21 protein-coding genes are annotated in these 22138 nt (G+C 37.8%); all 21 read left to right on the forward strand.

What is annotated here, in order from left to right:
* The first annotated feature begins 145 nt into the window (after positions 1-145).
* The gene (locus ACK4R1_RS07665; protein WP_409685392.1) at positions 146-805 is read left to right on the forward strand and encodes a hypothetical protein; all 660 of its coding nucleotides are present in this window, start codon (positions 146-148) and stop codon (positions 803-805) included.
* A gap of 237 nt (positions 806-1042) precedes the next feature.
* Positions 1043-1507 (forward strand): hypothetical protein, encoded by a 465-nt coding sequence (locus tag ACK4R1_RS07670; protein ID WP_409685395.1) that lies wholly within the window; start codon positions 1043-1045, stop codon positions 1505-1507.
* Between the two features lie 589 nt (positions 1508-2096).
* Positions 2097-2477: a hypothetical protein gene (locus ACK4R1_RS07675; RefSeq protein WP_409685398.1), complete on the forward strand. Its 381-nt coding sequence runs from the start codon at positions 2097-2099 to the stop codon at positions 2475-2477.
* A 719-nt stretch (positions 2478-3196) separates the two neighbouring features.
* Complete coding sequence (locus tag ACK4R1_RS07680; RefSeq protein ID WP_409685401.1) at positions 3197-3757, forward strand: hypothetical protein; 561 nt, start codon at positions 3197-3199, stop codon at positions 3755-3757.
* Between the two features lie 142 nt (positions 3758-3899).
* Entirely contained in the window at positions 3900-4490 is a 591-nt protein-coding gene (locus ACK4R1_RS07685; RefSeq protein ID WP_409685403.1) for a hypothetical protein, read from the forward strand.
* Positions 4491-4692: 202 nt separating this feature from the next.
* The gene (locus tag ACK4R1_RS07690) at positions 4693-5247 is read left to right on the forward strand and encodes a transposase (protein ID WP_409685406.1); all 555 of its coding nucleotides are present in this window, start codon (positions 4693-4695) and stop codon (positions 5245-5247) included.
* A gap of 26 nt (positions 5248-5273) precedes the next feature.
* Positions 5274-5693, forward strand: a complete 420-nt coding sequence (locus ACK4R1_RS07695) for an IS30 family transposase (protein WP_409685978.1) — start codon at positions 5274-5276, stop codon at positions 5691-5693.
* Positions 5694-5849: 156 nt separating this feature from the next.
* Positions 5850-6536: a hypothetical protein gene (locus ACK4R1_RS07700; RefSeq protein WP_409685409.1), complete on the forward strand. Its 687-nt coding sequence runs from the start codon at positions 5850-5852 to the stop codon at positions 6534-6536.
* Between the two features lie 231 nt (positions 6537-6767).
* Positions 6768-7199 (forward strand): MarR family winged helix-turn-helix transcriptional regulator, encoded by a 432-nt coding sequence (locus ACK4R1_RS07705; protein WP_409685412.1) that lies wholly within the window; start codon positions 6768-6770, stop codon positions 7197-7199.
* 65 nt (positions 7200-7264) lie between these two features.
* A complete protein-coding gene (locus tag ACK4R1_RS07710) occupies positions 7265-9655 on the forward strand; it encodes a 3-hydroxyacyl-CoA dehydrogenase NAD-binding domain-containing protein (RefSeq protein WP_409685414.1) in 2391 nt (796 codons plus the stop codon).
* Between the two features lie 84 nt (positions 9656-9739).
* Complete coding sequence (locus tag ACK4R1_RS07715) at positions 9740-10921, forward strand: acetyl-CoA C-acyltransferase (RefSeq protein WP_409685417.1); 1182 nt, start codon at positions 9740-9742, stop codon at positions 10919-10921.
* Between the two features lie 26 nt (positions 10922-10947).
* On the forward strand, positions 10948-11298 hold the full coding sequence (locus ACK4R1_RS07720; protein ID WP_409685420.1) for a four helix bundle protein: 351 nt from the start codon (positions 10948-10950) through the stop codon (positions 11296-11298).
* A 61-nt stretch (positions 11299-11359) separates the two neighbouring features.
* On the forward strand, positions 11360-13150 hold the full coding sequence (locus ACK4R1_RS07725; RefSeq protein ID WP_409685423.1) for an acyl-CoA dehydrogenase family protein: 1791 nt from the start codon (positions 11360-11362) through the stop codon (positions 13148-13150).
* Positions 13151-13353: 203 nt separating this feature from the next.
* Positions 13354-13917: a DUF4256 domain-containing protein gene (locus ACK4R1_RS07730; protein WP_409685426.1), complete on the forward strand. Its 564-nt coding sequence runs from the start codon at positions 13354-13356 to the stop codon at positions 13915-13917.
* A gap of 66 nt (positions 13918-13983) precedes the next feature.
* Positions 13984-14640, forward strand: coding sequence for a DUF2238 domain-containing protein (locus ACK4R1_RS07735; RefSeq protein WP_409685428.1), 657 nt, complete (start codon positions 13984-13986; stop codon positions 14638-14640).
* A 177-nt stretch (positions 14641-14817) separates the two neighbouring features.
* Positions 14818-15423: a flavin reductase family protein gene (locus ACK4R1_RS07740; RefSeq protein ID WP_409685430.1), complete on the forward strand. Its 606-nt coding sequence runs from the start codon at positions 14818-14820 to the stop codon at positions 15421-15423.
* Positions 15424-15514: 91 nt separating this feature from the next.
* Entirely contained in the window at positions 15515-17842 is a 2328-nt protein-coding gene (locus ACK4R1_RS07745; protein ID WP_409685433.1) for a bifunctional salicylyl-CoA 5-hydroxylase/oxidoreductase, read from the forward strand.
* A gap of 41 nt (positions 17843-17883) precedes the next feature.
* Positions 17884-19473, forward strand: a complete 1590-nt coding sequence (locus ACK4R1_RS07750) for an AMP-binding protein (protein WP_409685436.1) — start codon at positions 17884-17886, stop codon at positions 19471-19473.
* A 57-nt stretch (positions 19474-19530) separates the two neighbouring features.
* Positions 19531-19974, forward strand: coding sequence for an acyl-CoA thioesterase (locus tag ACK4R1_RS07755; RefSeq protein WP_409685438.1), 444 nt, complete (start codon positions 19531-19533; stop codon positions 19972-19974).
* Positions 19971-20957, forward strand: coding sequence for a carbon-nitrogen hydrolase family protein (locus ACK4R1_RS07760; protein WP_409685440.1), 987 nt, complete (start codon positions 19971-19973; stop codon positions 20955-20957). The genes ACK4R1_RS07755 and ACK4R1_RS07760 overlap by 4 nt, the downstream gene beginning before the upstream one ends.
* Positions 20958-20989: 32 nt before the next feature.
* Complete coding sequence (locus tag ACK4R1_RS07765) at positions 20990-22093, forward strand: cupin domain-containing protein (RefSeq protein WP_409685443.1); 1104 nt, start codon at positions 20990-20992, stop codon at positions 22091-22093.
* Positions 22094-22138 lie beyond the last annotated feature (45 nt).

A 22138-nucleotide genomic window follows, 5' to 3' on the forward strand; every position in this document is an offset into this window, starting at 1 on the left:
GAAACAATTGCTAGTTTAGTTGAAAAAGGAAATTCACTTTTCACGAAAAACGTTTATCTTTAACAGAAAATAATCAGGTCGCTGGCTTCGCAACTATTTCAAGCCGCAAGACGTTATGAGCTAGTTTCTGAAAAATCTGCAAAATATGAGAATACTGTTTTTTTTATTACTTCCGCTGTTTTGTTTTTGTCAAGAAGACGACTATAGTAAATTGAATAAACTTTCGAAAGTGGAATTTGAAAAATCTGTAGCAGATAGTATTGTAAAATTAGAATCAGGAGATTTGTGGAATTTTCTAAAAGTACTTAAAGATGATTATAAAAAAGATTTAAAACCGTTCAATGAAAATTTTATAAAAAAAATGGAAGCTACAAAATGGCCAATGGACATGCATTTCTTATTAAAGTTTCTAATTGAACAAAAAACAGATAAAGCAATTATAGAAAATATTCTTAACTCTAAAAAAGCAGTTTGGGATAATGGACAATGGTCAGGGAAGTTTTGGAAAGTTATCCGAGAAAACAAACTGAATGTAAGTGAAGATAGCAACTACTTAATAAACGAGAAAGGTGAAAAAAGTTATGATGTAAAATCTTTTCTTGAAGAGAAAATTAAAAATGGAGTAATTGGTCCAAATCCACTTTTATATCTTGATTACACATTGACAGATTACGAACCAAATCAGCTTTTTGAAACTCTTGAAAAAATGAATATTAAAGACATTCAAATTATATCCAAAGAAGAAGCTCCAAAAATGTATGGAAAACGTGGCGCAGATGGAATGATAAAAGTGTTAAGAAGATAAAACCAGCTCATAACAGCGGTTTCGCGCTATTGCTGGTTTTTCTTGAATTGAACTTCTTTCTTCACGAAAAACTTTTATCTTAGCAGAAAGTACGCAGTTCGCTGGAATCGCAACAGACGCGAAGCCGCGGAACGTTAGCAAACATTTTAAAATCCTGCTAGAAAGACAACACCTATGAAACTATTAACTTGCGTTTTATTAGTATTATTTTTTGCAGCTGAATTTCCAACAATTCGTATGGAAAAGTACTATTCTGGCGAAGGTGTTATTTTTGACGAAACTGCACATTATCCTTGGATTGAAAAAGATTACGTAAAACCTTATTCGCCGAAAATTAAAGACATAGAAAAAGTTGAAGAATTTATTGCGGTAAATTATTATGAATATAAACAAAACATACTTGATAGCTTTAAAATAACCAAATACAGAATTGACAAGAAATTCAAAAACCCTAAAAATGTTTTAAAGAAATTTCACAAATACAATCGCCAATATGCTGGATTTATCAACAAGGCAAACGATACAATAATTTACGTCGGTGTTTTAAATTTTGCTGACAAAAAAAAGGCAGAAAAGTATTTTGAACATTGGAAAGAAATGATACTTCTGGGAAACCAAGGTTTTTATGATAAAAATCAAGATTATTTCAATATAAACATAAGCAGAAAGAGTTTTGTTTATAAACTCTGTACTAAAAAATAAAACGTTTGCTAACAGCCGTTTGGCTTCATGGCTGGTTTATCTTTCTTGGAAAATAATCAGGTAAGTCAAATTTTGTTTATCTTTCGACTTATTTATTAAATTGTCGCCACGAAAGCCAAGCGGCGATACGTTATAAACCAGCGTTTTCCATCGATAGAACTTTCGGTTTAAACTTCACTCCTATTTCCAAGTTTGCTTAATCAGAGATGGAAATTCTGAATGGAATTTGTTGCGTTAGATTCTTGAATTTAGAAAATATTGCTGAAAAAGTTTGCGCTAAAATAGAAAACGCAAAAAAAAGGTTTGTGTAAAAAGTGCTGGAAATGAAGCCGGAGTTGTTTGCGCTGAAATGGAAAATGGAAAGTGGAATCTGAAAATGTTTGTGGTTACTTTGCGTGCTAATGTAATTCAACATAAAACGCCGGATTTATAACAGCCGTTTCTCGCAATTGCGAAATTTACGGTAAGTTCAAGTTCAGTTTCCGCATTAATTTTTATCTTAGCAGAAAGTACGCAGTTCCGCAGTTCGCAACTGACGAGAAGCGGCAAAACGTTACCAGCCATTTCTCACGACCGCTTAAAAAAGATAATGGAATCAAATAGAGTTACAGAAAAAATATCAAAAGTTTTTGTTATAGCATTTATTATTGGTGCTTTAGGAATGATTATATACGGTTATCGAATAAAGTTCGACATTGAAATTAATGGAAAAGCTTCAATAGGAAAATATGTTTCACGTAATAGTTGGGGAAAAGGTGAAGTAAATAATTTGATTTATTATGTTGATGGAATTAAACACGAAGGAAATGGTGGTAGAGTTTCAAAAGGTTTTGAAAATAACATTGGAAAATTTTATAGAATTCAATATTCTACTAAATATGAAAATCATATCAAAGCTTTTTTTGACCAAGAAGTAATTGACACTTTAGAAATTTTGAAAGCTGGATTCAGTAAAAGTGAAATAGAATAAAAACGGCTGGTAACAGCGGTTTCGCGCTATTGCTGGTTTTTCTTGAATTGAACTACTTTCTTCACGAAAATATTTTATCTTAGCAGAAAGTACGCAGTTCGCTGGAATCGCAACAGACGCGAAGCCACGAAACGTTAGCAGTAATGACTTAGGAACACTCGAATTAATTTCATGAAACGACTTTATTTTATATCATTAATAATTTACTGCTTGTTAGCTTGCACATTTACTATTGGATTACTTCTAATAGGAAGCTTATTTGATGGAATCACTAACACAATAAATAATGACCTCGTTATTCCTATACTTTATTGCTTATTAACAGTCGGAAGTATTATTAGTTTTTACAAAATACCAGATGATACAAGAAGTTGGATCGTGCTAAAATATTTTAGTTCGCTTTTAATATTTGGAGCTATTATTTGTCAAATTTATTTTTTGGTTGATGTGATTCCTACCGCTGATAATCCAAATAAGCTATTAGGAACAACAATCCCAATTATGATTATTTCAATTTTGAGTATAATTGGAATTTTAAATCAAGAGCGTAGTTAAATGTCACTACTGCTAACAGCGGTTTCGCGCTATTGCTGGTTTTTCTTGAATTGAACTTCTTTCTTCACGAAAAATATTTTATCTTAGCAGAAAGTACGCAGTTCGCTGGAATCGCAACAGACGCGAAGCCGCGGCACGTTATATGCAACCTTTAAAAACCACAAATGAAGAAATTAGTGCTTTTAGTGATTTCATTTTTAGTTCTTCTTAGCTGTAAGAATGAGGATTCTTCTAAAAAATCTTATCCAAAAAAAGTGCAGAAAACTACTGAAAAGGAAACGACACAAAAGAAACTTGAAAAAAAACCAAAGAGAATAGGCGAATACATGTCTGATGTTGAAGATTATCCTTGGATTGGAAAACATGCAGATCCAAATAGTTATTATCCAAGGTTAGTTTTTCAAAAAGAATTTTTAATTTATCAATTTCATGGACAATGTTATTATTGGTTTTTTACAAATCACTATTATACTGGAGCAGATAAAATAGAACTTCTTTGGACGTATAAGACCGATTGTTTGTATGAACTGAAGTCGATAAAAAATTCAAATGGAGTAAAAAAATATCCAAAAAATGGTGATGCCTTTTGTGAATATAGTTTGGTGAATGATTCAGTCATAAAAGTCAAATATAATTTCCCAGAATGGATAAAAAAAGTTAACGAAATTGAGAAAGATTCAATCTTTCCGCATTATTTTTATCGTGAGAGCAAAGGCAGCATATAACAGCAGTTTGAAATAATTGCTAGTTTAGTGGAAATAGAAATCCTTTTTTCACGAAAAACTTTTATCTTTAACAGAAAATAATCAGTTCGCTGGCTTCGCAACTATTTCAAGCTACGGCACGTTAGCTACAATACCTTCACCGATGACAGAAAACAACATAAACAAATTAACAACTTCAATATACAGCTTTGAACTTTTTAAGACTGAAAGTCAAAAATATTGGGTTAATGTAGAATTAGAATGTTGCGACGGATTACAAATCCAACCAGGAACTAAATGGAATAAAGGATTGTCAGAAAACGACTTAAAAGATTTTCAAAAGAAACTAGGAATTGAATTCACACCTTCTTTGAAAAACTATTTTAAAACGATGAATGGACTTGATAAGCTGGAAATCGATATAAACAGTTATTCAGGTGATCCAGAATTTGGTATATGTATGGCAAAATATCCTGAAAGTATAAATGATATCAAAAATTCGGTGGAAAGTGTTTTCGAAAGTTTTGAAGCAAATATAAGCAACGAATTTGTCCCAAATATTTTTCCATATTATGGGAATAGATATTTAATCTTGGAACAAAAAGAAATTGTAGTATCAATTATGAATGATATTGTATATTGGTCTGAGAATTTATGTAAAGGTCTTGCAATGGATATTTTTGAAGTGAATCATCGAAAACTGAATAATAAAGAAATTATTAGGGATAACTTTTGGAACAAATTGGTACTGTAGCTAACAGCCGTTTGGCTTCATGGCTGGATTGCTTTGTTACCTTGACGTTTTTTCTTCACGAAAAAACTTTATCTTTAGCAGAAATTAATCAGTTCGCTAGCATCGCCACGAAAGCCAAGCGGCAATACATTATGCACCATGCCACCGCAGACTCAAGAATCTAACGCAATTTTTAAGACAAAAAATGACTTAAAATTGTGTTATGAAAACAGCTTACAAAAGACTAAATCGAAACCACAGAATCGAGATTGAAAAACTAATTGCTCTTGGTAAAAATCAAAAGCAGATTGCCTCTGCTCTATCGGTTCATCCCAGTACAATAAATCGTGAATTAAAACGTGTCAAAAAGGGCGCTTATCAAAACCTAAAAGCAGAAGTTGATTATATCCATAATCTGATGGTCAAAAGACTTGGAAAAACCAAAATTGACAACAATCCAAAACTCAAAAATTTTGTATATTCACATCTCAAATTACATTGGTCACCACAACAAATTTCCAATGCGCTAAAACAATTTTATCCGTTTGATTCAACCATGCAAATATCACACGAAAGCATCTATTTTCACATCTATGTTCAACCTAAAAAAGAGGTCGGAAAACTACTCATTTCACAACTCAGACAAAAGAGAAATTACAGAGGAAATGTACGTCGTGGAACGGATAAAAGAACAACTATTAAAGATCCTATTCGTATTGATGAAAGACCAGAAAACGTGCTTACCAGAGAAGTGCCAGACACTGGGAAGGCGACCTAATACTGGGAAAGAACAGAGAATCAGCTATCGGAACTCTCGTGGAAAGAACTTCCAGATTTTTAATAATGGTGCCGCTGAAAAAGAAAGATGCAACATCGGTTAGAAAAGCTTTTGAAAAAGCATTTTCTAACATTCCTAAACACTTAAAATTATCTTTGACCTATGACAACGGAACTGAAATGGCGCAGCACAAATTATTCACCAAAAACTCCAAAGTAAAAGTCTATTTTGCCCATCCATATTCGCCTTGGGAAAGACCAACAAATGAAAACACAAACGGACTTATCAGAGACTATTTTCCAAAAGGAACTGACTTTAATCTGCTTTCTAAAAAAGACATTGTAGATGTCCAAAATCAGCTAAACGAAAGACCTAGAAAGACACTCGAATATGAATCGCCTTTAAATACAATTTCAAGATTGTATATGACCCAAAATTTTATTTAAGCAATGACCAATATTCAAAAAAATAACGTAGTTTTATTCTCGAATTTTGAAGCCAAATCATTCAAAATTTGGTGCAAAAATACGGGAAATAAAACGGTAAATTTACAAACCCAAAAATTGCGCTAGAAACTTGAAACTACCATAAACTATCTGCAAATGAGACACTTATTGTTACTGCTTTTCATTTTATTCACTAGCTGTCAAAAAGAAATTTCAGCTACTTTAATCGTAGACATTAAGCCTGGAGATAGTACTGTTGAAACTGAAATATTTCAACATCCTTCCAAACTATATAGAGACTCAATATTTTACAGGGAATTTTCGAAAAATGAATTTCCAGTTCGTCTTCCTCAGAAAGTAAAAATAGACAGTTTGGCAAAAGGCAATTATACATTTGTTTATCCTGACATGTATGGCAAACTCATCAAGCAAAATGTGACTATTGACGAATCCAAAATTTATCATTTAAATATTTATCCAGATGTGACTAAAAAGTTTTCAAAAAAAAATATTATTCCGAATCTAAAAGACGGTGAAAGTGCGGAAATAAAACTGAAATTTAGAGGTTGTTTTTCAGGAGGAGAAAGTTCGTTCCATATCTTGAAGAAAAACAATCAAATTGAAGTCAGTCGAAATAATGTATCGAAAGTATTAGACGAGAAACAAACAAGATATCTTGTAAATTTAGAGAATAGTGTAAGGCAACTTGATTATGGTTGGTGCTCGACTTCACATGAAATAATTTTTATCCTTAACGATAGAACTGACACGATTATCGATGCTGGTTGTGAATTTCACAGTTTAGCAAAGTTTGAAAAGTTTCTAAAAAGGAACGGCTTATAACAGCAGTTTGCAACAATTGCTAAGCTTGGGTTTCTCCCCGAATTTTCTCTAATCCCGAAACTTAAAAGCAAAAAGTAGTTATATATTTGGAATGATTAGTAAATATCCATCAATACTGTTGCAATATGAAACATAAAAACTAAATAATTATTTTTTTTCAAATAGTATGCATGCATAATATATTTTTCTTATCTTTGAATTCAGAACGAAAACGTTTTAGCATTTTTAGGTATGAAAGATAAAACTATAGACTATATACTTCGAGCTACTTGGCAAGCCGTTGCCCGCATGTACAACGAAGAAGCTTCAAAATTTGAAGGCTCAATGGCGATAGGATTTGCACTATTGAGTATCGATAAAGAAGAAGGAACACCATCAACTTTTATCAGTTCCCGAATGGGAATGGAAGCCACGAGCTTAACCCGAACTTTAAGAACCTTAGAAGAAAAAGGACTAATCATTCGTAAAAAAAATCCCGATGACGGTCGTGGTGTATTGATTTACCTGACCGACTTAGGAAAACAAATGAGAGAACAATCAAAAACAACTGTTCTAAAATTCAATGAAGTCATAAAACAAAATATCTCAGAAGAAAAATTACAGCACTTTATTGAAGTTGCTGATACTATTAATGATCTGATTTCAGAGAAAAAAATATTTTAATCTATGTCTTTTGAGCTAATCTTTTAACTAACAACTGACAACCGATAACAGACAACAAATAAATTATGAAACGAACAATTAAAAAAGTGGCAGTCGTAGGTTCCGGAATCATGGGTTCAGGAATTGCTTGCCATTTTGCTAACATTGGTGTAGAAGTTTTGCTTTTGGACATTGTGCCAAATGCCTTAACGGAAGCCGAAGAAAAGAAAGGATTGACGCTCGAAAGTAAAGTCGTTCGCAACCGTTTAGTAAACGATCACTTGACCAATGCTTTGAAGTCAAACCCATCGCCTATTTACAACCAGAAGTTTGCCAGTAGAATCACAACGGGAAATACTACTGATGATATGGCTAAGATTGCCAACTACGATTGGATCATCGAGGTCGTAGTAGAGCGTTTAGACATCAAGAAATTGGTGTTCGAGCAAATCGACCAGTACCGCAAACCAGGAACCTTAGTAACCTCGAACACTTCGGGTATTCCAATCAAATTTATGAGCGAAGGCCGAAGCGATGATTTTCAAGCCCATTTTTGCGGAACGCACTTCTTCAATCCGGCACGTTATTTAAAGTTATTCGAAATTATTCCGGGACCAAAAACATCTCCTGAAGTATTAGACTTCTTGTTTGACTATGGTTCAAAATTTTTAGGAAAAACTTCGGTCGTAGCCAAAGATACTCCGGCGTTCATTGGAAACCGTATCGGTATTTTCGGCATCCAAAGCTTATTCCATTTGGTCAAAGAAATGGACTTAACCATTGAAGAAGTTGACAAGTTAACCGGTCCGGTAATCGGTCGTCCAAAATCAGCGACTTTCAGAACCGTTGACGTAGTTGGATTAGATACTTTAGTTCACGTAGCCAAAGGTTTATACGAAGGTTGTCCTGATGACGAAGCACATGAGCTATTCAAACTTCCGGATTTTATCAATAAAATGATGGAAAACAAATGGCTCGGTAGTAAAACCGGACAAGGATTCTACAAAAAAGAAGGCAAAGAAATTCTGTCACTCGATTTAAATACACTTGAATACAGAGCCGCCAAAAAAGCTTCATTCGGTACTTTAGAATTGACAAAAACGATTGATAAACCTATCGATAGATTCAAAGTTTTAGTAAAAGGCAAAGACAAAGCAGGGGAATTCTACAGAAAGAACTTCTCGGCAATGTTTGCTTACTGTTCCAATAGAGTTCCTGAAATCACAGTCGATTTCTACAAAATAGACGACGCCATGAAAGCCGGCTTCGGTTGGGAAAACGGACCATTCGAAATATGGGATGCTATCGGCGTAGCCAAAGGAATCGAATTAATGCAAGCCGAAGGCTATCAACCTGCTGCTTGGGTAACCGAAATGTTGGCATCAGGAAGCACGAGTTTCTATACTGTAAAAGAAGGAGCAACGTACTACTATGATATCCAAACCAAATCACAAACCAAAGTTCCTGGACAAGACAGTTTCATTATCCTAAACAACATTCGCGAAAGCAAGAAGGTTTGGAGCAACAGTGGCGCTGTAATTCATAATTTAGGTGATGGTATCTTAAATCTTGAATTCCAGAGTAAAATGAATACCATTGGTGGTGATGTTTTAGTCGGAATCAACAAAGCCATCGACTTAGCCGAAAAACAATACAACGGATTAGTGATTGGTAACCAAGGAACTAATTTCTCTGTCGGTGCCAATATCGGAATGATTTTCATGATGGCTGTCGAACAAGAATATGATGAACTAAACATGGCCATCAAAATGTTCCAAGACACCATGATGCGTTGCCGCTACTCCTCGATTCCGGTTGTCGTTGCGCCACACGGCATGACACTTGGCGGTGGTTGTGAAATGACGATGCATGCCGATAAAGTAGTTGCTGCAGCAGAAACTTATATTGGTCTGGTCGAATTTGGTGTCGGGGTGATTCCAGGAGGTGGCGGTTCTAAAGAGATGACGTTACGCGCCTCTGACCTATTCCGTAAAAACGACGTAGAACTAAATGTTCTTCAAGAATACTTCCTAACGGTAGCCATGGCCAAAGTAGCCACTTCTGCCTATGAAGCATTTGACATGGGCGTATTGCAAAAAGGAAAAGACATCGTAGTGGTCAATAAAGATCGTCAAATAGCAGAAGCCAAAAAACATGCTCTATTGATGGCAGAAGCCGGTTATACGCAACCTATCCAAAGAAAAGATGTCAAAGTTTTAGGTAAACAAGCTTTGGGAATGTTTTTAGTCGGAACCGACCAAATGGTAGCCGGAAAATACATTTCGGAACACGATCAAAAAATCGCCAATAAACTAGCTTACGTAATGGCAGGAGGCGATTTATCCGAACCAACTTTGGTCTCTGAACAATACTTATTGGATATTGAAAGAGAAGCATTTTTAAGCTTGTGTACAGAACGCAAGACTTTAGAAAGAATCCAATTCATGCTAACCAAAGGAAAACCGTTGAGAAATTAGAAAATAGAACATAGAATATAGACTCTGAATTACAAAATAGTCTATTCTCTATACTCTATTTTCTTTAATCTTAAAATTAAAAATATGAAAACAGCATACATAGTAAAAGCATACAGAACCGCCGTAGGTAAAGCCCCAAAAGGAGTTTTCCGTTTTAAACGTCCCGATGAATTGGCTGCCGAAACCATTCAATTCATGATGAATGAACTGCCTGATTTTGACAAAACAAGAATTGACGACGTCATGGTCGGAAACGCCATGCCCGAAGCCGAACAAGGATTAAACGTGGCGCGTTTGATTTCGTTAATGGGATTAAAAGTAACCGATGTTCCGGGTGTAACCGTGAATCGTTATTGTGCTTCCGGATTGGAAACCATTGCGATGGCGACTTCTAAAATACAAAGCGGCATGGCCGATTGCATCATCGCCGGCGGTGCCGAAAGCATGAGTTTTATCCCAATGGGCGGTTATAAACCAACACCAGATTACGCAGTAGCCAAAGAAGGCAACGAAGATTATTATTGGGGAATGGGATTAACCGCAGAAGCCGTGGCCAAGCAATTCAATGTCTCTCGTGAAGATCAAGATGAATTTGCTTTAAACTCGCATCTAAAAGCCATAAAAGCACAAACCGAAGGTAAATTCGACAAACAAATTGTACCGATTACCATCGAACAAACATTTATCAATGAAAATGGTAAAAAAGAAACCAAGTCATACACGGTAACCAAAGACGAAGGACCAAGAGCTGATACCAATGCTTCGGCTTTAAGTAAACTGCGTCCTGTTTTCGCAGCCGATGGAAGTGTAACCGCCGGTAACTCTTCGCAAATGAGTGACGGAGCCGCTTTTGTCCTAATCATGAGTGAAGAAATGGTCAAAGAATTAAACCTTACGCCTATCGCCAGAATGGTAAGTTATGCCGCTGCCGGTGTTGAACCAAGAATTATGGGAATTGGTCCGGTGAAAGCCATTCCGAAAGCTTTAAAACAAGCAGGCTTGACTTTAAACGATATCAATTTAATTGAATTAAACGAAGCCTTTGCTTCTCAAGCTTTAGCCGTTACCCGCGAATTAGGCATCAATCCGGATATCGTAAATGTAAATGGTGGAGCCATTGCATTAGGTCATCCATTAGGCTGTACAGGAGCTAAACTTTCAGTGCAATTATTTGACGAAATGAAACGCCGAGGTGACAAATACGGAATCGTATCCATGTGTGTCGGAACCGGACAAGGTGCGGCGGGAGTTTATGAACTTCTATAAAAGAATATAGAGTATAGAACATAGAAATGAGACATAACTATAAGAACTTAAAAATATGGCAACTTGGGATTGAAATTGCTAATGATATTTCAGACATTTTATTAGAATTTCCCAAACATGAGAGATATGATTTAAGTTCACAATTGAGTAGATGTTCAGTCTCTATAGCTAGTAATATTGCTGAAGGTTCTTCAAGAACAGATAAATCGTTCAGCCACTTTATTGACATTTCACTAGGTTCTTCATTTGAGTTAATTACACAACTTATAGTTGCAAAACACAGAAAATATATAAACGAAATAATTTTTAACCAATTAGAAACTAAAATAGAAGAATTTCAAAGAATGACTATGTCTTTCCAGAATGGATTAAAATAGAGTATATTCTCTATTTTCTATGTTCTATGTTCTATTTTCTTTTCTCTAAAAACATAATAAAATGAGAGATATAACAAGAGGAGGTCAATTCCTAGTAAAAGAAACCAAATACGAAGACATCTTCACTCCGGAAGATTTCTCAGAAGAGCAACTTATGATGCGTGATTCTGTTAAGGAATTCGTCGACAAAGAAATTTGGCCTAACAAAGACCGTTTCGAGCACAAAGATTATGCGTTTACAGAAGAAATGATGCGCAAAGCCGGAGAAATGGGCTTTTTAAGCGTTGCCGTTCCTGAAGCTTATGGCGGAATGGGAATGGGATTCGTAGATACCTGTTTGGTATGCGATTATATTTCGGGCGCAACCGGTTCGTTTTCAACAGCTTTTGGTGCGCACACCGGAATTGGAACCATGCCGATTACTTTGTACGGCACGGAAGAACAAAAACAAAAATACGTACCTAAACTAGCTTCAGGTGAATGGTTTGGTGCTTATTGTTTGACTGAACCCGGCGCCGGTTCGGATGCGAACTCCGGAAAAACCAAAGCCGTACTCTCTGAAGACGGAACACATTATAAAATCACCGGACAAAAAATGTGGATTTCCAATGCAGGTTTCTGTTCGTTATTCATTGTTTTCGCACGTATCGAAGACGATAAAAACATTACTGGTTTCATTGTAGAAAATGACCCAAGCAACGGAATCACAATGAACGAAGAAGAACACAAACTCGGAATTAGAGCTTCCTCTACGCGCCAAGTTTTCTTTGCCGATACTAAAGTCCCGGTTGAAAATATGTTGGCCGGTCGCGGAGAAGGTTTCAAAATCGCGATGAATGCACTGAATGTTGGTCGTATCAAATTAGCAGCTGCTTGTTTGGATGCCCAACGTCGCGTGACTTCCAATGCCGTGAATTATGCCAATGAAAGAATTCAGTTCAATACACCAATATCAAGTTTTGGAGCGATTCGTTATAAATTAGCCGAAATGGCCACTTCAGCCTATGCCGGAGAAAGTGCCACCTATCGTGCAGCCAAAGACATTGAAAACCGTATCAAAATTCGCGAAGCTGAAGGTGCGACTCACCAAGAAGCCGAATTAAAAGGTGTAGAAGAATTCGCTATCGAATGTTCTATTCTAAAAGTGGCCGTTTCAGAAGATGTTCAAAACTGTGCCGATGAAGGCATCCAAATCTATGGAGGAATGGGATTCTCAGAAGATACACCGATGGAAAGTGCTTGGCGTGATGCCCGTATCGCTCGTATTTACGAAGGAACCAATGAAATCAATCGTATGTTATCGGTAGGAATGTTAATTAAAAAAGCGATGAAAGGCCATGTGGATTTATTAGGTCCGGCCATGAAAGTCCAAGAAGAATTAATGGGTATTCCATCCTTCGAAACACCTGACTATTCGGAATTATTTTCGGAAGAAAAAGAAATGGTCGCTAAATTGAAAAAAGCCTTCTTAATGGTTGCCGGAGCTGCGGTTCAAAAATACGGTATGGATTTAGACGCTCACCAACAATTATTAATGGCAGCCGCTGATATGCTAATCGAAATTTATATCGCTGAAAGTACTATCCTAAGAACCGAAAAATTGGCCAAGAAAGAAGGCGAAGCTAAAGCAACCGAGCAAATTGCCATGGCTAAGTTATACTTATATAAAGCCGTTGACGTAGTTACCCAAAAAGGAAAAGAAAGCATTATCTCTTTTGCCGAAGGCGATGAACAACGCATGATGTTGATGGGATTACGTCGATTTACCAAATACACCAACATGCCCAACATTGTTGGATTGAGAGAAACTATTACCACCAAGTTAGTGGCGGAAAATAGCTATTGTTTCTAAATTTTAGTTACGTTAATTGTTTTGAAAGACCATCTGTGATATTCAGATGGTTTTTTTTTTGAGTGTCAAAAAAACTTCAAAATAACCGTTGAACAATCTAAAGAAATAACTAAAGCTTTTGAAAAAAAAGTAATTTAGCCTAACTGTATTCACATATACTGAAAATAAAAATAATAAAAACACACTAAAAAAACAGTAAACCGATGGAAAACAAAAACACCTTGTCTGCAGAAAAAAGTGATGAACTACTCAATATATTAAAGATCCGTTTTGAGAAAAACACTAACCGCCATCCAAATTTGGATTGGGCTAAAATACAAGCTAAGCTAGAAGCCAATCCCGAAAAACTTTGGTCGCTCTATGAAATGGAAAGAACCGAAGGCGAACCGGATGTCATTGGTTATGATAAAGAAACAAACGAATACATTTTTTATGATTGCTCACTGGAAAGTCCAAAAGGCCGGAGAAGTCTTTGCTACGATCGTCAAGCATTGGAGTCAAGAAAAGAACACAAACCTCAAAACAATGTTATTGATGCTGCAACTGACATGGGTATTGATCTATTAACAGAAGAACAATACCGCAAATTACAGCAATTGGGAAATTTCGACACCAAAACATCCAGCTGGATAAAAACACCGGACGAAATCAGAAAATTAAGTGGTGCACTCTTTTGTGATTTTCGCTATGGCAATGTCTTTGTGTATCATAATGGGGCTGAATCTTACTATGCTGCGCGAGGATTTCGTGGGTCATTAAGGGTCTAAATTTCTTTTTACCAAATAAAACAAAACCATTTATTTTCCTATCTTCGATACCTAATCCAATAAGTTATGCCATTCACTATCGCCATTTCTAAAGAAAGAACACCGTTTAATAAAAATCCATGGTTGTGGATTTTTCTGAGTGTATTTACCATCATCTGGATTAGCACCTTAATCGGAACCAACGACATGAACAACTGGTTACTCGAAAACACTTTGACCGTTTTGTTCTTTATTTTTCTATTGATTACCTATAAAAAATACCAATTCAGCGACCTTTCCTATTTGCTTATTTGCGTTTATCTGTGTTTGCATGTTTATGGTGCCAAATATACTTATGCCGAAAATCCTTTTGGTTACTGGCTCAAAGATTATATGGGTTGGGAACGAAACCATTACGACCGAATTGTACATTTCAGTTTCGGATTCTTATTGGCTTATCCCATGAGAGAATTATTCTTAAAATGGATCAAATATCCAACCATGGTAGCCTGGATTTTACCCATCGAAATCACCTTATCCATAAGCGGTTTCTACGAATTAATTGAATGGGCTGTAGCCGATTTGTTTTTTCCGGCACAAGGTGTTGCTTATTTGGGAACACAAGGCGATATTTGGGACGCCCAAAAAGATATTTTCTTGGCTTTTCTAGGTGCCATTATTGCCACTACAATAGTGTCTTTGGTCAAAAAAGCTTTTAAAATTCACGAAACTAAGAATGCATAATAACGATTAATGCGAATAATTCTATTTCGTAAAGATTGAAATAGTAAGTCTTTAAAACAAACTTTCAAATAAATAACATTTAAAAATAAGATATTCCCAATTTTTGAGTTTCGAAATTAGCAATCCCCTAAAAATTATCAAAAAAATAGCTTTAATTTGTAGTAAACAAACAACACTATGCTATTTGATCCTAAAGAGCTCGAGTACTCGGCCGTATACAAACTATTAACCGGTGCTATTATCCCAAGACCTATCGGATGGATTTCTTCCGTAAGCGAAGACGGAATCAACAACCTCGCGCCTTTCTCCTATTTCAATGCGGTTGGTGAAGATCCGCCTCACGTAATGTTCTCCACCGGAAGAGGCAATAATACCAACAAAGACACTTTAAATAATGTTTTAGCAACCAAGCAATTCGTTGTGAATATGGTCACCGAAGAATTGGCCGAGCAAATGAACACCACGGCACAATCGGTTCCGTCGGAGGTTGACGAGTTTGAATTGGCGGGCGTTACTCCTATCGCATCCGTAAAAGTAAAACCCATGCGCGTCAAAGAAAGTAAAATCACTTTCGAATGTGAATTGGTTCACCATTATTTCTTAGAAGATCATAAAAATGGCGGTGCTTGTATTGTAATCGGGCGCATCGTAATGATGCATTTTGACGATGAAGTATTATTAGACAATTACAAAATCAATTTAGAAACCTATAAGCCAATCTCCAGATTAGCCGGTTCAAATTATGCCAAATTAGGAGAACTTTTCTCCATTAAAAGAGGTTAAATTTACCGTTAAGAAGTTAAGAAAAAAAGTCACATTAAGCCTTAATGAAAATCTTAACTAAACTTAACTCCTTAATGTTTAAAACAAAAAAATGAAAATAGCAGTTATAGGCGGCGGTCCGGGCGGACTTTACTTTTCCATCTTAACCAAAAAAGCAATGCCTCATTGCCAAATCGACGTTTACGAACGCAACAAACCCGACGACAGTTTTGGATTTGGCGTTGTCTTCTCCGATGAAACTTTGGGCGAATTCCTCAAACGCGACATGCAATCCTACGAGTTAATTCGAAGTAAATTTGCTTATTGGGACGATATTATTGTGGCGCGTGACGGACAAGAAGTCAGCATCGCCGGAAACGGTTTTTGCGGCTGTTCCCGAAAAACTTTACTTAAGTTATTACACCAACGTTGCCGTGAAGAAGGCGTTAACCTCCATTTCGAACAAAATATTGATGATTTAAACCAATACCAAAACGCTGACATCATCTTAGCTTCCGATGGAATTGCCAGCGGCATCAGAACGCAATACGAAAAAGAATTCGGTACCAAAATCACCTTAAAGAAAAACCGCTTTGTATGGTTGGGTTCAACCAAACCGTTAGATGCTTTTACCTATTTCTTCAGAACGACACCACACGGCGTAATGGTAGCCCATTCCTACCAATATGAAGAAGGGATGAGCACATGGATATTTGAATGCAGCGACGAAACTTGGCAAAAACACGGCTTCGAAGTGACCAATGAAGCCGATACCATGGCTAAGATTTCAGAAATTTTCAAAGAAGAACTCGACGGACATCCATTGATTTCGAACAAATCACATTGGCGCCAATTTCCGCACGTAACCAATGAAAAATGGTTTCATAACAATATCGTTTTGTTAGGCGATGCCAAAGCCACAGCGCACTACTCTATCGGTTCGGGAACCAAATTGGCTATGGATTGCGCCATCGGTTTATCCGACGCAGTAATCGCTAATCCGAATAACGTTCAAGCCGCTTTCGAACAATACGAAAAAACCCGAAGAAACACGGTTGAAATGATCCAGTATGCCGCTTTGGTCTCGCTCGATTGGTTTGAAAATATGGATAGAAACAACCAACATCCTTTCTACCAATTCGCCTTTGGCTGCATGACACGTTCCAAAAAAGTAACGTTTGAAAACCTCAGACTCCGCGATAAATCATTTACGGATAAAGTTTTAAAAGAGTTCAATGACCGTTTCAATACCAATGACAATGACAATGGCAATAACAATGGCAATAATCAAATTTTGCCGGCGGCTTTCACCAAATTCAAACTTCGCGATTTAGAGTTGCAAAACCGAATCGTTATGTCGGCTATGGGTCAATATTCAGCCATCGACGGAAAAGTTTCCGATTGGCATTTAGTCCATTACGGCAGCAGAGCCACTGGTGGTGTCGGATTGATTATTACCGAAATGACAGCAGTATCAAAAACAGGACGTATCACTTTAGGTTGTGCCGGTATTTATACTCAAGAGCAACTCCTTGAATGGAAAAAAGTAACCGATTTTATCCATCAAAACACCCAAACCAAAATCGGAATTCAATTGGGTCATTCCGGTCGCAAAGGCGCAACCAAAAAACCTTGGGAAGGTGTAAACGAACCTGTCGATTTGCCTTGGGATTTACTTTCGGCTTCGCCAATTGCCTTCAATGACAAACTTCCGATTCCAAGGGAAATGACTTCCAAAGATATGGATGTAATCGTTACCCAATTTGTACAAGCCACGGAAAATGCGAATCATGCCGGATTTGATTTAATCGAATTACAAGCGCACCACGGATTCCTGTTGGCTTCTTTTCTATCGCCTTTGACGAATCTCAGAACAGACGAATTTGGCGGAAGCATCGAAAACCGATTAAAATTCCCATTAAGGGTTTTCAACGAAATGCGAAATGCTTTTCCAAAACATAAACCAATGTCCGTTAGAATCTCCGCTTCTGATTGGGCTGAAAACGGAATCACTGAAGAAGAAGTGATGACAATTGCAACAGCCTTCAAAAATGCCGGTGCCGATATCATCAACGTTTCTACCGGAAATACATTAGTTCATCAGAAACCGCAAGTCGGACGCATGTGGCAAACGCCTTTTGCCGATGCGGTGAGAAACACAGTTCATGTGCCAACCATTACAGCCGGTTATATTCAAGACATCGACCAAATCAACACCATTATTTTAAATGGCAGAGCCGATTTAGTGGCGCTAGGCCGACCATTACTAGCCGATGCCCATTTCGTTCGCAATGCACAAGCCTACGAACAATTTGAAGCTATAGACATTCCAAACCAATACAAAGCCGGAAGTTCGCATTTGTATCCGCTAAAAGCAGCAGAAAGAAAACAAACCGAAAGCATGAAAAAAGCGTTAAAACCAAAAAGCAATAAGAAATAAAAAACTCTGCGCCTTTGTGCCTTTGCGAGAAAATATTGAACATGAAACATTACCAAGACGATTTCGCTCACGATAATTTACCAAGTCCAGACTTGCAACCCGACTATGTTTTCCTAGACTTACCGCAGTTCAACCGACCGGAAATGCTGAATTGTGTGGAAGTGCTTTTGGACAACCATATCAAAGAAGGTCGCGGCGATAACACTTGCATCCGCACTTTTGAAACGACTTGGACATACCAAGACCTATACGAAAAGGCCAATCAAATTGCCCATGTATTGGTCGAAGATTTAGGATTAAAATCGGGCAATCGCGTATTAATTCGTTCGGCTAACAATCCAATGATGGTCGCTTGCTGGTTTGCTATTTTAAAAGCCGGTGGCATCGTTGTGGCGACTATGCCTTTGCTGCGTGCTAAAGAACTCACAACCATAATCGATTGTGCCGAAATCAGTCATGCTTTTTGCGACCATAGTTTAGCAGATGAAATGCATTTGGTCAAATCCGATCATCTGCAATCAGTTTGTTTTTACAGTAATTCACAATTAGAGGAATTGATGGCAAACAAACCCAAAACCTTCACCAATTACCATACAAAATCAGACAGTGTTGCCTTAATCGGCTTTACTTCCGGAACGACTGGATTGCCCAAAATGACCTCGCATTTTCACAAAGACATAGTAAACATTTGCGAAGCGTTTCCGCAGTATTCCTTGCAACCCACTCCAAATGATATTTTTACCGGCAGTCCGCCACTAGGATTTACCTTTGGTCTCGGTGGATTAGTTTTGTTCCCAATGTATTTTGGTGCTTCGACTTTCTTACTCGAAAAACCAACACCTGATATGCTTTTGCAAGCCATTCAGGATTATAAAATCACGATTTGTTTTACGGCGCCAACGGCCTGGAGAATCATCACGACCAAAGTAGCCGATTTTGACATTTCCAGCTTGCGCAAATGTGTGTCTGCCGGAGAAACTCTGCCGATTAAAGTTTGGCAAGATTGGTACGATGCCACCGGCTTAAAAATCATAGACGGTATTGGTGCTACCGAAATGTTGCATATCTTTATATCTTCAAATGAAGCGAACATGAAACCCGGAGCCACAGGCGTTGCCATTACGGGTTATGAAGCTAAAATTGTAGATTCAGAAGGAAACCAAGCAGCCGTCAACGAACCCGGAAAACTGATGGTTCGCGGCATTACCGGTTGCAAATATTTAAACCGAGAAGACAAACAAAGAGAATACGTCCAAAACGGCTGGAACTTCACCGGAGATATTTTCCGCCAAGACAAAGACGGTTGTTTTTGGTTTGTAGCGCGTGGCGATGATATGATTATTTCTTCAGGCTATAATATTGCTGCAATTGAAGTAGAAAGCGTATTGTTAACACACGAAGAAATTTTAGAATGCGCTGTGGTAGGTTTACCCGATGAAGAACGAGGCATGCTGGTTTGTGCACACATAGTATTGAAAGAACAAAGTAAAGCTACCGACAATATGAAAAACCACATTCAACACTGGTTCAAAGAAGTAGCAGCACCATATAAATATCCGAGAGTGATTTATTTTACCGAAGCTTTGCCTAAAACAGAGACCGGAAAAATTCAACGCTTTAAATTGAAATAGAAACTTTGCGAACTTTGCGTAACACTTTGCGAGCTTTGCGGTTAATAATAAAAAACAATGAACCAACCCTTTACCAAACAAGAAAAAATACGTTTCAAACACGTCGATTACGCCGGTATCGTTTTTTATCCGCGTTTTCTGGAAATGCTAAACGACTTAGTCGAAGACTGGTTTGAAGAAGCCTTAGACCGACCATTTTCCAAAATACACGAAACTAATGGCATCCCAACTGTGGATTTAAAAGTCCAATTCAAAAAAGCAGCCCGTATTGGAGAAGTATTAACCAAAAAACTTTGGGTTATCAAACTCGGCGGTGCTTCCGTAAATTGCGGTTTCCGTTTTGAAGACGAACAAGGCAACACCTGCTTAGAAGGCGAAGTCACTTTGGTCAACGTAGGCATCAGCAATGGAAGAGATGCTATCAAAGCAGAACCTTTTTCGGAGGAAATTAAAGAAAAAATCAAGAATTACGAATTACGAATTACGAATTACGAATTATGAGTATACATTTTAAAAAATTCAAAGCCGCCACCGTACAAACATCACCTGTTTTTCTAAACGTTGAAAAAACGATAGAAAAGGTTATTTCCTTTATGAAAGAAGCCGGAGACAATGGCGCCCAACTCATCGCTTTCCCGGAAGTATTCATAGCCGGCTATCCTTATTGGAACTGGATTATGACTCCGGTACAAGGTAGCAAATGGTACGAGCAATTGTACAAAAACTCAGTGGCCATTACTGACGAAAGCATGAAACCTTTGTTCCAAGCGGCCAAAGACCATAACATGCATATTGTCATAGGCATCAACGAACGTGGCGACAGTTATGGCGAAATTTACAACACCAACCTGATTATCGACAACCAAGGAAACTTAATCGGTAAACACCGCAAGTTGGTCCCAACTTGGGCTGAAAAACTGACATGGACCTCAGGCGACGGTTCATCCTTGAAAGTGTATGATACTGAAGTTGGTCCGATTGGAACCTTAGCTTGTGGTGAAAACACGAATACCTTGGCGCGTTTTACCTTGTTATCGCAAGGTGAATTGGTACACATTGCCAATTACATTTCGCTACCGGTAGCACCACCGGATTATGACATGGCAGAAGCCATTAAGATTCGAGCCGCTGCCCATTCTTTCGAAGGGAAATTGTTTACGATTGTTTCTTGTTCAACCATTTCACAGGAAATTAAAGATGCTTTGCGCGAAGATGTACCGAATGTAGACGAATTGTTGTCACGCAAAAGCTCGGCTTTCTCCGGATTTATCGGTCCGAATGGCGCTGTAATTGGCACGCCGCTGATTGATGACGAAGGAATTGTATACGCCGATATCGATTTAGAAAAATGCATCCAACCCAAGCAAATGCACGACATACTCGGACATTACAACCGATTTGATATTTTTGATTTAAGAGTAAATGTAGCTCCAACAAGAAAGATTACCTTTGTAGATAATCACGAGGAGTTTAATAAAAAATAGTAGTAAGATAGCCAGAATTAAGCAGTAAAACTATGGAAGCAAAACATTCAGACGACGTAATCGGCCGTGCCAGAGTACAAGACACCCCGGAATTAGAAGCGTACTATAAAGAACTCGAAGTCCTTGGAGCCGGTGCTTTGTGGACAGTTGCCAACGATATAGAACCTTGGGAACCACGAGCCAATTCGGTACCGATGTTGTGGAAATATGACGACTTGAGAAGTTTGGTCTTAAAATCTTCCGAACTCGTAACACCGGAACAAGCCGGAAGACGTGTCGTTTATTTGGTAAACGATAAAAGAAAAGACGTTTCGGCAGCCGTAGGTTGGTTGTATACCGGAATCCAAGTTACCCGTCCGGGCGAAAGCACTTCGGCACACAGACACAAAGCTTCTGCCCTACGTTTTATCATGGAAGGTTCCAAAGGTTACACGGTGGTTGATGGTAATAAAATCATGCTCGAAGTCAACGACTTTGTGATTACACCCAATTCCACTTGGCACGAACACGGTGTTGAAGCTGATGGGCAAACCTGCATTTGGCAAGACGGTTTGGATATTCCGTTAGTGAATGCTTTAGAAGCCAATGATTACGCGGTTTATGATGGCAAGCAATCTTTGATTTCAGCTATTAACCATTCTCCCATGACCTATGGTGGCGCAGGCTTAATTCCGGCCGATCAAACTTGGGACAAACCCTATTCCCCTTTGTTTAAATACTCTTGGAATAAAGTTTACCCAACGCTGTTAGAAGTTGCCAAAGTCAATGAAATCAATCCGTTTGATGGTTTCTTAATGCAATATTCTAATCCGCTCACCGGTGGCCATGTGATGCAAACTATGGGTGCAGCGATGCAATTGTTACCGGCTGGTTTTCACGGAAAAGCCCACAAACATACCGGTTCATTTGTGTACCAATGCGCCAAAGGAAGCGGTTACACCATCATCAACGGCAAGCGTTTTGATTGGAAAGAGCGCGATATTTTCTGCGTTCCGTCATGGGCTTGGCACGAACATCACAATGCTTCGGATACTGAAGATGCGTGTTTGTTCAACTTTAACGATTTACCGGTGATTGAAGGCTTGGGCTTATTTCAAAGCAGAGAATATTCAGAAAATAATGGACATCAAATTTAGAAGCAGTAGCAAACTGCAATTTCAGACTACTGCTCCTGCTCTCGC

The organism is Flavobacterium sp., from assembly GCF_046293665.1.
Lineage (GTDB): Bacteria > Bacteroidota > Bacteroidia > Flavobacteriales > Flavobacteriaceae > Flavobacterium.

What these genes read in the sequence shown, in the direction of transcription:
- ACK4R1_RS07745 (WP_409685433.1), top strand. Translation starts at nt 15,515, where the DNA reads ATGAAAATAGCAGTTATAGGCGGCGGTCCGGGCGGACTTTACTTTTCC.
- ACK4R1_RS07690 (WP_409685406.1), top strand. Translation starts at nt 4,693, where the DNA reads ATGAAAACAGCTTACAAAAGACTAAATCGAAACCACAGAATCGAGATT.
- ACK4R1_RS07740 (WP_409685430.1), top strand. Translation starts at nt 14,818, where the DNA reads ATGCTATTTGATCCTAAAGAGCTCGAGTACTCGGCCGTATACAAACTA.
- ACK4R1_RS07670 (WP_409685395.1), top strand. Translation starts at nt 1,043, where the DNA reads ATGGAAAAGTACTATTCTGGCGAAGGTGTTATTTTTGACGAAACTGCA.
- ACK4R1_RS07725 (WP_409685423.1), top strand. Translation starts at nt 11,360, where the DNA reads ATGAGAGATATAACAAGAGGAGGTCAATTCCTAGTAAAAGAAACCAAA.
- ACK4R1_RS07665 (WP_409685392.1), top strand. Translation starts at nt 146, where the DNA reads ATGAGAATACTGTTTTTTTTATTACTTCCGCTGTTTTGTTTTTGTCAA.
- ACK4R1_RS07765 (WP_409685443.1), top strand. Translation starts at nt 20,990, where the DNA reads ATGGAAGCAAAACATTCAGACGACGTAATCGGCCGTGCCAGAGTACAA.
- ACK4R1_RS07705 (WP_409685412.1), top strand. Translation starts at nt 6,768, where the DNA reads ATGAAAGATAAAACTATAGACTATATACTTCGAGCTACTTGGCAAGCC.
- ACK4R1_RS07760 (WP_409685440.1), top strand. Translation starts at nt 19,971, where the DNA reads ATGAGTATACATTTTAAAAAATTCAAAGCCGCCACCGTACAAACATCA.
- ACK4R1_RS07720 (WP_409685420.1), top strand. Translation starts at nt 10,948, where the DNA reads ATGAGACATAACTATAAGAACTTAAAAATATGGCAACTTGGGATTGAA.
- ACK4R1_RS07680 (WP_409685401.1), top strand. Translation starts at nt 3,197, where the DNA reads ATGAAGAAATTAGTGCTTTTAGTGATTTCATTTTTAGTTCTTCTTAGC.
- ACK4R1_RS07685 (WP_409685403.1), top strand. Translation starts at nt 3,900, where the DNA reads ATGACAGAAAACAACATAAACAAATTAACAACTTCAATATACAGCTTT.
- ACK4R1_RS07710 (WP_409685414.1), top strand. Translation starts at nt 7,265, where the DNA reads ATGAAACGAACAATTAAAAAAGTGGCAGTCGTAGGTTCCGGAATCATG.
- ACK4R1_RS07700 (WP_409685409.1), top strand. Translation starts at nt 5,850, where the DNA reads ATGAGACACTTATTGTTACTGCTTTTCATTTTATTCACTAGCTGTCAA.
- ACK4R1_RS07735 (WP_409685428.1), top strand. Translation starts at nt 13,984, where the DNA reads ATGCCATTCACTATCGCCATTTCTAAAGAAAGAACACCGTTTAATAAA.
- ACK4R1_RS07715 (WP_409685417.1), top strand. Translation starts at nt 9,740, where the DNA reads ATGAAAACAGCATACATAGTAAAAGCATACAGAACCGCCGTAGGTAAA.
- ACK4R1_RS07750 (WP_409685436.1), top strand. Translation starts at nt 17,884, where the DNA reads ATGAAACATTACCAAGACGATTTCGCTCACGATAATTTACCAAGTCCA.
- ACK4R1_RS07675 (WP_409685398.1), top strand. Translation starts at nt 2,097, where the DNA reads ATGGAATCAAATAGAGTTACAGAAAAAATATCAAAAGTTTTTGTTATA.
- ACK4R1_RS07755 (WP_409685438.1), top strand. Translation starts at nt 19,531, where the DNA reads ATGAACCAACCCTTTACCAAACAAGAAAAAATACGTTTCAAACACGTC.
- ACK4R1_RS07730 (WP_409685426.1), top strand. Translation starts at nt 13,354, where the DNA reads ATGGAAAACAAAAACACCTTGTCTGCAGAAAAAAGTGATGAACTACTC.